The sequence below is a fragment of the Faecalispora jeddahensis genome (assembly GCF_000577335.1).
In the GTDB taxonomy this organism is placed as follows: domain Bacteria; phylum Bacillota; class Clostridia; order Oscillospirales; family Acutalibacteraceae; genus Faecalispora; species Faecalispora jeddahensis.
Map to the genome: position 1 here is coordinate 1 of NZ_CBYL010000075.1, position 9,135 is coordinate 9,135.

The 9,135-nt window shown below is 50.2% G+C and carries 13 protein-coding genes; 9 read left to right on the plus strand and 4 right to left on the minus strand.

Going from position 1 to position 9,135, the window contains the following annotated elements:
• The 9 genes from TY09_RS16875 to TY09_RS16915 all read left to right on the plus strand — a co-directional run.
• Positions 1 to 436: type II secretion system F family protein (locus TY09_RS16875; RefSeq protein ID WP_042436802.1), on the plus strand; the 436-nt coding region annotated here is incomplete at its 5' end.
• Positions 437 to 446: 10 nt separating this feature from the next.
• A complete protein-coding gene (locus TY09_RS16880) occupies positions 447 to 1,319 on the plus strand; it encodes a hypothetical protein (RefSeq protein ID WP_018214014.1) in 873 nt (290 codons plus the stop codon).
• 18 nt (positions 1,320 to 1,337) lie between these two features.
• Positions 1,338 to 1,994 carry a hypothetical protein gene (locus TY09_RS16885; RefSeq protein WP_026184157.1) on the plus strand — a complete coding sequence of 219 codons (657 nt, stop codon included), beginning with the start codon at positions 1,338 to 1,340 and terminating at the stop codon, positions 1,992 to 1,994.
• On the plus strand, positions 1,988 to 2,386 hold the full coding sequence (locus TY09_RS16890; RefSeq protein WP_018214013.1) for a DUF4320 family protein: 399 nt from the start codon (positions 1,988 to 1,990) through the stop codon (positions 2,384 to 2,386). Before TY09_RS16885 ends, TY09_RS16890 begins: the two co-directional genes overlap by 7 nt.
• Positions 2,383 to 2,931, plus strand: a complete 549-nt coding sequence (locus TY09_RS16895; RefSeq protein WP_018214012.1) for a hypothetical protein — start codon at positions 2,383 to 2,385, stop codon at positions 2,929 to 2,931. The genes TY09_RS16890 and TY09_RS16895 overlap by 4 nt, the downstream gene beginning before the upstream one ends.
• A 109-nt stretch (positions 2,932 to 3,040) precedes the next feature.
• Complete coding sequence (locus tag TY09_RS16900; RefSeq protein WP_018214011.1) at positions 3,041 to 3,598, plus strand: DUF6550 family protein; 558 nt, start codon at positions 3,041 to 3,043, stop codon at positions 3,596 to 3,598.
• Positions 3,599 to 3,674: 76 nt separating this feature from the next.
• Positions 3,675 to 5,360 (plus strand): hypothetical protein, encoded by a 1,686-nt coding sequence (locus TY09_RS16905; RefSeq protein WP_018214010.1) that lies wholly within the window; start codon positions 3,675 to 3,677, stop codon positions 5,358 to 5,360.
• 13 nt (positions 5,361 to 5,373) lie between these two features.
• On the plus strand, positions 5,374 to 5,844 hold the full coding sequence (locus tag TY09_RS16910) for a hypothetical protein (RefSeq protein ID WP_018214009.1): 471 nt from the start codon (positions 5,374 to 5,376) through the stop codon (positions 5,842 to 5,844).
• A gap of 70 nt (positions 5,845 to 5,914) precedes the next feature.
• A complete protein-coding gene (locus TY09_RS16915; RefSeq protein ID WP_018214008.1) occupies positions 5,915 to 6,253 on the plus strand; it encodes a DUF3852 domain-containing protein in 339 nt (112 codons plus the stop codon).
• Positions 6,254 to 6,430: 177 nt separating this feature from the next.
• Here TY09_RS16915 and TY09_RS16920 read toward each other — a convergent pair whose 3' ends face one another.
• The 4 genes from TY09_RS16920 to TY09_RS16935 form a co-directional block, all read right to left on the minus strand.
• Positions 6,431 to 7,153, minus strand: coding sequence for a DUF5131 family protein (locus tag TY09_RS16920; protein ID WP_018214007.1), 723 nt, complete (start codon positions 7,151 to 7,153; stop codon positions 6,431 to 6,433).
• A gap of 54 nt (positions 7,154 to 7,207) precedes the next feature.
• Positions 7,208 to 7,414 carry a hypothetical protein gene (locus TY09_RS16925; RefSeq protein WP_018214006.1) on the minus strand — a complete coding sequence of 69 codons (207 nt, stop codon included), beginning with the start codon at positions 7,412 to 7,414 and terminating at the stop codon, positions 7,208 to 7,210.
• A gap of 65 nt (positions 7,415 to 7,479) precedes the next feature.
• On the minus strand, positions 7,480 to 7,950 hold the full coding sequence (locus TY09_RS16930; protein WP_018214005.1) for a VOC family protein: 471 nt from the start codon (positions 7,948 to 7,950) through the stop codon (positions 7,480 to 7,482).
• 3 nt (positions 7,951 to 7,953) lie between these two features.
• Positions 7,954 to 8,775 (minus strand): helix-turn-helix domain-containing protein, encoded by an 822-nt coding sequence (locus tag TY09_RS16935; protein ID WP_018214004.1) that lies wholly within the window; start codon positions 8,773 to 8,775, stop codon positions 7,954 to 7,956.
• Positions 8,776 to 9,135 lie beyond the last annotated feature (360 nt).

The following is a 9,135-nucleotide window of genomic DNA, read 5'->3' on the forward strand; positions in this document are numbered from 1 at the left end:
GCCGGTGCTGTCGGTATTTCAGAGCTTTGTGTCCCGTGTGCGGCTGGTTGACCCCGATGTGACGGCGGCGCTCCATGATGTGAAAATGAGAATTGACAACACGGTGTTTCAGGAATGGTGCGACGCCCTCATTGCCTGTCAGCACGACCGCAGCCTGAAAACCACCCTGACGCCTATTGTCAGCAAGCTTAGTGATATGCGGGTGGTCAACGGTGAGCTGGAAACCATGGTGTTCGAACCGAGAAAGGAATTCATCACCATGGTGGTCCTTGTCATAGGCAACATTCCGCTCCTGTATTTTTTGAATCAGGACTGGTACCACACCCTGATGCATACCCCGCTGGGGCAGGTAATCCTGACCATCTGCGCTGCCGTGATTTTCATTTCCACGGCGTTTGTGATCAAGCTCACCCAGCCCATCGAATATCGAAGATAAGGAGGAACCCATGACAATCTATCTGTTTTTATTTGGAGTCCTCCTGTCGGCGGGACTCTTTTTCATTGCCGCCGATCTGCTGCATCTGCCCACCCTTGCAACCCAAAAGGCGATGCTGTCAGCAGGAAAGCAGGCCAAGGCCAAGCCCAAAACCACCGATGCCCTGCTGCGGAACGCCGCCGTCCGGCTCTCCCGGTATATCCGCATGGATGCGTACAAGAGAAGCCGGATGACAAATGTGCTGTCGGCGGCGGGGCTTTCCGACTCACCGGAGCTGTTCACCGCAACGGCTATTGTGAAGGCGGCGGCTATCGGGCTGTGTATCATTCCCTGCCTGATGGTTCTGCCATTGCTGGCGCCCATTGTACTGTTTACCGCCGTGCTGGTCTATTTCAAGGAAATCCGCAAGGCGGACGAGGCGCTGGCAGCCAAGCGCGGAAAAATCGAACAGGAGCTGCCCCGTTTCGTTGAGACCGTCACTCAGGAGTTGAAAGCCAGCCGGGATGTGCTGTCCATGCTGGAGAATTTCAAGAAAAACGCAGGCGAGGACTTTGCGGCGGAGCTGGACATCCTCACGGCGGATATGCGTTCCTCCAGCTATGAGGCGGCGTTAACCCGCTTTGAGGCAAGGTTCAATTCGCCCATGCTCTCGGATATTACCAGAGGGCTGATCGGCGTACTGCGCGGGGACGACGGCGGGATGTATTTTCAGATGCTGGCCCACGATATGAAACAGCTGGAGCTTCAGCGGCTGAAAGCGCAGGCCATGAAGATCCCGCCGAAAATCCGGGTGTTCTCCTTTGCCATGCTCATGTGCTTTCTCATGACCTACATGGCGATTATTGTCTATGAAATCATCACATCCCTTTCCGGGATGTTCTAACAGGGAGGTGTAAACCAGATGACAGAACAGGAAATGATGACGCTTCTGCGGAAAAAGCTGGACAGAGGCATGGCGCAGTATCGAAAGGAATGGCAGCAGAAACCGGCCTCTGAGCTGGTAGAGCTGGCGAGTGAAATTGCCGCTGTGAAGTTTGTGTACGGAGAATTATCCGGCAGCAGCTATTCGGCTGACTATATGGAATACCTCCTGCGCTTCGAAAACCCGCTGGAGGTGGTAAAGGATCAGTGGATATCCGAGCAGACCGTGGATTTCAGCGAGGAACTCACCCATGCCCTTTGGACGCTGTGGGACAAGGGCGAATCGGAAGCAGAGTATACCCTCGACCCGGAATATGCGCCTGTTTCTGCGGAGGAAGTGAGAATCACGGTGCGGGAATTTATTGAAGCGCACCCGAACGCAGCGTTTGACATGATGACGCCCGGCGGTTATGTGTACCTGACGCCGGAAACTGCACAGCTTCTGCTCTCCGGCCAGAGTGTGAAAGGAAACCCCGGCAGCGCTGAATTTGCCAGAGATGTCCCCGCGGATGAACTGCTGGAGCAGGAGATTTGCACTGCTGATTTCAGCAAGGGCGCATGGCGTATCTTAAGTGACCACAACCCGGAACCCCGGCAGGAGCAGGGGCCCTTTGAGCGGGGGGTGACCATGTGCTGAGAAAAATCCTGAAAAACAAGCGCGGCGAGGGCTATATCGACGTGGCCGTGCTGGTGCTGTGCGCCATGCTGGTTATTGCCCTTGCCGTGAAGGTGTTCCCCGTCTACATCCAAAAGCAGCAGCTGGACACCTTCGCCACGGAGCTCATCCGGGAGGCCGAAATTGCCGGACAGGTGGGCAGCGAAACCAGCCGCCGTGAGCAGCTTCTGCGGGAAAAGACAGGGCTTTCTCCCAGCGTGGAATGGTCTGAAACCGGCAGAATCCAGCTCAATGAGGAAGTCACGGTAACGGTCACCTACCAAACCAACATCGGGCTGTTTGGCGGCTTCGGCTCGTTCCCGATTACGCTGAGAGCAGATGCGGCGGGAAAGAGCGAGGTTTACTGGAAATGACGGATAAAATCAAGCAAATTTTACGGAGAAAAGACGGTGCGGGCTTTCCTCTCATTATCGCAATTACCCTGTCGCTGGTCATGATCTTCACGGGCATTTCAGAATACTTCCGTCTGATGATTGTGGCGCAGGGTGTGCGGGATGCAGTGCAGGCCGCCGTCATCTCCACCGTGGTGGAGAATTACGATGATGTGTACCACGGTGTGCGGGAGGGCTATTCGGGCGCTTACCAGCCCTATGCCGGAGATTTCGAGGAAAGTCTCGATTACGGCGATATTTATGACCGGCTGGACAACATCCTTGGACTCTCTTATAGCAGCGGATACCATGAAAAGCGCACGCCGGACGGCAAGCTGGAGTTTAAGGTCTGGAATCTGGAGGTGGACATCCGAAACGCGCCTCTTGCATCGGGTGACCAAGCTTCCGCCCGTTTTGAAGCGGACAGCACCATTCTGCTGGAGGTTCCCGTATCCTTTGGCGGGAAGCTGCTGCCGCCCATGACCATCAAGGTCAAGACCAGCGCCGGATACACGCCTAAATTTTGACTGTTATCAAAAAGTTTTCTATAATAACAGTAGACTTCCGGAAACGTTCATGGTAGGGTGTGAAATAACAAGAGGCTTATCAAAATATGGTAAATAGGAGGATGCTCTTATGAAAAATATGAATCCCAAAATGAAGAAGTGGCTGGCTGTCGCCGGGGGACTTGCCCTCTGCGTGATACTGGTGGTGCTGATCGGGCAGCGGTTCCAGACACCCAATCCGGTGGATGCGCCCCTCCCGTCCCAAAGCTCCGAGGTGAGCGATGTGACGGTAGACCCGTCCGGGCCGGACAGCACAGAGAAAGAAAAAGAGGTCACCGTAACTCCGCCCGATACCACCCAGCCGGTGAGCACCGACAACGGCGCGGTTTCCAGCGGCACGGAGCAGACCATTCAGGGCGATGTGAGCAAGCCGGAATATACCGAGGAACAGCTTCAAGACCCCACACAGAAGCCCAACGGCGAAAAGGTCACCGAGCCTCCCGCGGCAGTCGACCATGACAAGGTGGAACAGCCGAAGGAAACCCCGAAACAGGAATCCTCCTCTAAACCCAGCAATGGCGGAAACAGCATTCCTGGCTTTGATAACGTGCCAAACTTGGGCGAAAATCAAGTGATTGAGGGAAAAAGCGATGGCGACATCAACAAGCAAGTCGGTACGATGGACTAAAACTTAATACAATATATCCCAAGAGCACGGTTGAAAAATACCGTGCTTTTATTTTGCAAAAACACAGGAGGGCAAAATGAAAAAATTACTTTTGAGAGCCCTGCCGCTGTTCCTCGTTTTGTGTCTGCTCTGCCCGATGACTGCGCTTGCCGACACCGGCGGCAGCGGAAACATTGACGGCGGTGGCGGCGGGATGGGTCAGGGAACCAGCACCAATTCATGGAGTCCCGGTAATGAAGGTGTACGTGTCACGGTGGTTCGCGCAAGCGACCATGCGGTAGTTACTACTCCCATTGATTTAAGCAATAAGTCCCCATCATCTTCGATTTATCATTTCGGAAAGGTCAGCAAAATACAGTACAACAATGGCAGGAACTTGCAAGCTGTCCAAGGCGGTTATACCACCATAAAACCACCTCAGGCAATTCCAAAAGTTATCAGTACCAATGGCAGCAATAATATTGATGCACTCAAGAAATACTTTTGCTCTGAGTTTTTGGTGCAACTCATCGCAAATCACACTGGCATGGACTACGATGTTCTGATTGGCGGTGAGTACAAGTTGCTCCTTGAACCCTTTGCCTTTTATAAATTTGAGGGCAATATGTTTGCCACCACCGCTACTGAAGCGGCGCTCTATGATGAGCAGACCAGCGGCCTGTTAAGGCGGCGCATGGTATCCCTAACCCACAAGAATCTGCCGCTGGCCATGTTCCTGGAGGTAAGCGATCTCGGCTATCCCGCATGGGGAGGCAGCAAAACCAGCGCCGCCACCAATGCGGATATCAAGTCCAGCCTTGGGCTTGGCATCGTCCGCTTTGAGGAAAAGCCGGAGGAACCGCAGATTGACGCCTACGATTATGAGTACCGGGTCAACACCGACGTCATCACGGCGGTGCGCATCAGCGGTGGCCAGTCCGACCCTGACAGCCCCACCCGTGTCAGCTTCAACATTGGCGGCCAGACCTACAACGTGGGCAATGTTTATTACCCTGAAGGCGACAGCCAGCTTGCGTGGGTGAAATGGAGAACCCCTGATACCGAGCAGAACATGACCATTGAAGTGACGGTGTCCGGCCCCGGCAGCACGGCGAAAACGACCCTCAACGTAAAAATCGTTGACCTTGATAAGAACCCGCCGCCCAATCCCGTAGCCGATGACCGCAATGACAGCTTCTCCCGCACTTCTGTTCCAAGCAGAGCGGTGAAAAGCACGGCAAGCTGGAGTGTCTGGCGCCCGTGGTGGCAGGAATATTGGGTATGGCATGGGGATGATGAGGACGGATACTGGTGTGACCATGGATGGTGGGAATTTGATCTGGATCGCTACAGCGCCAGTCTAACCGCAGCCATGAGCATCCAGTGCGATGATAAAAATCCCACCGCCAGCGGAAGAGTTATGAAGTCAGGATACGGTATCAACCAGACCGTCACCGGGAGTGTCAGCTCCAGCCAAAGCTCGGCGGTTACCCAGCCGCAGAATGCGGTCAGCTATTTCCCTGAATTCGGCTACGAAGCCTACTGGCGGCTCTTGGATCGTATGGGATCGGGGCGGTTTGAATTTCAGAAAAATCCCTATTCCACCTACAAGAATCGGACTCATTTCAGCCCCATCTGGATGCTGGACGGCGCCTATACCGTCAACACATGGCTCATAGATGCGTGGACGCCCGATGGGATGCTGTCCGCCAACCTGACCGACAGCCTGACTATCCGCGGCAATCTGTGGCAGGATTGGCACGCCGGTCCCATCCAGCCGTAAAGGAGGGACGAGGATGGCATATGAACGCATTGAGGCTCCAAAAGGCAGCGTGTACCACTACACAAAAACGGATCGGCTGGAGGCAATTCTCAAGGATGGCCGCATCCGGCGGTTCGGAGATCGGGAGTGCTGGTTCTGCACCTCTCTTGCAGATACCCTGCGGCTTATGGAAATGACCGTCATGCAGGAGGGGCATCCTTACGTGGATGTGCAGGGCTTCTGGCGGAAATACCCCGCTTTTGTGCCGGAGGATTATGTGATTCTCCAGCTGGAGCCGCGCTATCAGAACGGCGATTGGGTGCGCTGGAATCAGGAGCTGCCGCCCGGCTGTTCCGCTGAGCTCCTTGCACAAGCGAAGGAATTCAGTGCGCTGAAAAAAGGATTTCGGGGCGACCTGAAGTTTTACCAAAACCCGCAAGTGCTTGCGGTAGCTCCGCTTTTGGAGGAACAGACTCCGGGCATGGACATGACCATGCAGCTATAAAAACAGAAAAAGAACAAGGCGGCGGGAGCGATCCTGCGGCCTTGTTCCTCATTTCGGAAAGGTGGTCTTTATGAAAAGATATAAAAAAATCGCGCTGGCACTCACGCTCGTTCTCATGGTAAGCCTGCTGTTTGGCACAACCGCTTTTGCGGCAAACGGCGACGTGGCCGGGGCGATTGAGGGAACGTGGAACGATGCCTCCGGGCAAATCAAGACGGTGGTCAACAAGGTGGTGTTCCCTGCAATCGACTTGATTCTGGCGGTGTTTTTCTTTGCCAAACTTGGGATGGCGTACTTCGATTATCGCAAACATGGGCAGTTTGAGTGGGCGGCGCCCGCCATTCTGTTCGCCTGCTTGGTGTTCACTCTCACGGCGCCGACCTATATCTGGACTATACTCGGGATGTGACTGTAAAACAAAAAGTAGGCAACCCGAGCCTGATAGCAAGGTTTGCCCATATTTTCATAGTAATCGTGATTAGTTTTGGTAGAACCGATTTAGTCTCAATAAGCTGTCTGCTCATTTGGTTCATACAGAATATTTGTTAAACAAAATAGGCAATAATGCTTTACTCCATTGATTTGATCAGAACAACCTTTTCCCATCTGAAATATCAATATCGAGCTCTTTTGCCACACTGTTTTGCTTAAATGGATTTATTTTTTCCACTACACCGTCACGTTTGAAAAGTGAGCCTGTATTCTTGAACCAAAAGGTTACATCTGCTGTTACGCATTGTTCACGGATATTAAGTACCCAATCATAATCGCACATACGGGCTTCTCGTCCTGTTTCGCCGCCAACGGTAACATGGTCTATGCCATCAAGATATGGTGTTAAATCTATCGCTTCTAAAAGTGGGGCGCAGGCAATAAAGCGCCGCTTTATCGGATAGGATAAAAAGAGCGGAAGCCTGTAATCGGCGAGTGTTTGATTTTCGGCAGTACAGCCAATATTCACATTGTCATAGCCTGTACCCCAATCAGACGGAAGCGATTGGGGGAAACGGTCAATTCGCTTTGTTAAAATCAAGAAATCAATATCTGTTCTTTCCTTGATGATAGCCCAAATGTCTTTACGCCACTCGTCTGCTTCTGGCAGGAAAAAGTCAGTCGCAAAACAGGTTGGAAGAATTTTGTTGCCTTTGATATTGTATTCTCCCTTTGCATTTTTCCTTGCGGGCCAATCAAATTTATCTGTTTTTTGTATTGTGCTTTGACCATAGCGTTTTGCATACGGCCCATAAAAATAGCAATTTGTACAGCCATCACTTATCTTGTAACAGCCTGTCCATGGCTCCCAGTTCATAGTATTCCTCCTCTTGGATGGGTGAAGCCGATGATGGCAGAAACGCACCGCTTGTCAAGTGCAGCGTTTGAACGTCACCGTCTGTGCCTTCATGGAGATCTTATCCACCTCATAGCCGTAGACGGGCAGCTCCTTCTTGAAGGTTAAAAAGGCGTGGTCGATGGGAAAGCCCAGAATCTGTTCAATCTCGGCATAGGTCAGCGCGAAGCTGTTCTCCGTGCGTTGACCTATCGCCTTCCAAAGCGGCTCATATTTACTCATTGTCCGTCTCCTCCAATCTTGTTTGGAATAAAATAGCGGCTTTGGTTTACCAAAGCCGCCGTGTATCACATACTAAAGCCTAACGCATACTGTTTTACAACCTCAAGAGGGAACATTGTGCGTGTAGCAACTTCTTCTGCCGACATGCCTTGATTAAAAAAGCGTTTGATAACCGTGGTCATATCCTCTGCAATTTCTACAATGTGCTTGTCGGGGTCATATACCCGAATATCACGCTGCCCCCACGGGTATTCTTTGATTTCGTGTACCCACTGCAAACTGGATATGCTTTTTAGTTTGGCGTATACCTTGTCTAAATCTTCCACTTCAAAATAAACTTGAAAGTTGTGCGATTGCTCTTTCACGCTATCGACTGATATGCCAACGAGTTCGGCATATCCTTGTTGCAGAGAAAACCCCTCAAAGGTCACATGTACGCCAATATCCATTACCGCGTTTTGATGAAGCACCTTTTCATAAAAATGTTTCGATGCGGCTATATCCTTAACCGCTAAAAGACAACCTTGATATTTCATTTTTCAATCCCCCTTTGAGGATAGTGTATCGTATATCTCTGTGCCGTCATAGTAAAAATCCGACATTGTTTTCAGATACTTTTGTGGGGTAACGCCACTGATAGCCTTGAAATCTTTATCAAAATGGGCTTGGTCGAAATATCCAGCTTGTTGCGACAATGCCGCAAAAAAGCAAGGCGATTTTTGAATGTGCTTTAATACATAATTAAAGCGAGTTAAGCGTATAAAGTCCTTAACATTCATCCCAATTTGCACAAGAAACAAGCGGTTTAGCTGTCGCCCACTATAATGGGATTGTCTGGCAACTTCTTTCACTTGTATTTGTCCATAATTATCAGAAATCACTTTGGTTGCCAACACCAAAGAGTCCGAAACAACATGCTTTTCCATGCGTCGGTATAAAATTTCCTCACAAGTATTCACCAAATCGGATACAGTTTTTGATGCTACAAAAGCCTGATGCAGCGAATAAAACAGCTCATTGTCAATATCCTCAAGCGTCAGTCGTTTATCTGCAAACTCCGCTTGGCTTTGACGAGTAATTTGATACAAACCATAGGGAGAAAGTTGTACAAGCAATAGGACATGATAACTATTTGGTTCCATTCCTAACAATACCGGGGTTAAAGATGCTCCCCACAGTTCAGCAATGACTGCGTTTCCGTCAAAAGCAAGCGACAATGTTCCGCAAGCGTTAGGCATAAGCGTATATTGTGCGGTAAATGTATTATTCGATGGAAATACGACGTTGTAATATTGAATATATTTTCTCAGCCCCACATGCGAGGGGAATATATTGAATTGCTTGTTATCTTTTATAATCAAATTATTCCCCCTCATCTTCAAAGTAAAGTTTTCATTATGTTTATCCGCCTAATGCGAATCAAGCAAATATAAATACACCCCTTCGGGGCAAATTTTTCCTCACTACCGTTTCAAAAAAGTTTTACTCGGTAAATATATAAAATAAGTTTACCATAGCAAAATGGAAGTTTCAATTAATTAAATATAGACAACAGGGAGGGGTTCGGTGCTATGAAAATTAAAATCCGTTCACCGTCTATATGCAAGCATTGACTGGACTATTCTTGGCATGTAGACAAAGCAAGAGCCGTTGCGTCAAGTAAGATGCAACGGCTCAAATTCGTGATAAGTCAGATTTTATTGTGTAGGTGAAGTTAAACC

What these genes read in the sequence shown, in the direction of transcription:
- TY09_RS16880 (WP_018214014.1), top strand. Translation starts at nt 447, where the DNA reads ATGACAATCTATCTGTTTTTATTTGGAGTCCTCCTGTCGGCGGGACTC.
- TY09_RS16885 (WP_026184157.1), top strand. Translation starts at nt 1,338, where the DNA reads ATGACAGAACAGGAAATGATGACGCTTCTGCGGAAAAAGCTGGACAGA.
- TY09_RS16895 (WP_018214012.1), top strand. Translation starts at nt 2,383, where the DNA reads ATGACGGATAAAATCAAGCAAATTTTACGGAGAAAAGACGGTGCGGGC.
- TY09_RS16900 (WP_018214011.1), top strand. Translation starts at nt 3,041, where the DNA reads ATGAAAAATATGAATCCCAAAATGAAGAAGTGGCTGGCTGTCGCCGGG.
- TY09_RS16905 (WP_018214010.1), top strand. Translation starts at nt 3,675, where the DNA reads ATGAAAAAATTACTTTTGAGAGCCCTGCCGCTGTTCCTCGTTTTGTGT.
- TY09_RS16910 (WP_018214009.1), top strand. Translation starts at nt 5,374, where the DNA reads ATGGCATATGAACGCATTGAGGCTCCAAAAGGCAGCGTGTACCACTAC.
- TY09_RS16915 (WP_018214008.1), top strand. Translation starts at nt 5,915, where the DNA reads ATGAAAAGATATAAAAAAATCGCGCTGGCACTCACGCTCGTTCTCATG.
- TY09_RS16920 (WP_018214007.1), bottom strand. Translation starts at nt 7,153, where the DNA reads ATGAACTGGGAGCCATGGACAGGCTGTTACAAGATAAGTGATGGCTGT.
- TY09_RS16925 (WP_018214006.1), bottom strand. Translation starts at nt 7,414, where the DNA reads ATGAGTAAATATGAGCCGCTTTGGAAGGCGATAGGTCAACGCACGGAG.
- TY09_RS16930 (WP_018214005.1), bottom strand. Translation starts at nt 7,950, where the DNA reads ATGAAATATCAAGGTTGTCTTTTAGCGGTTAAGGATATAGCCGCATCG.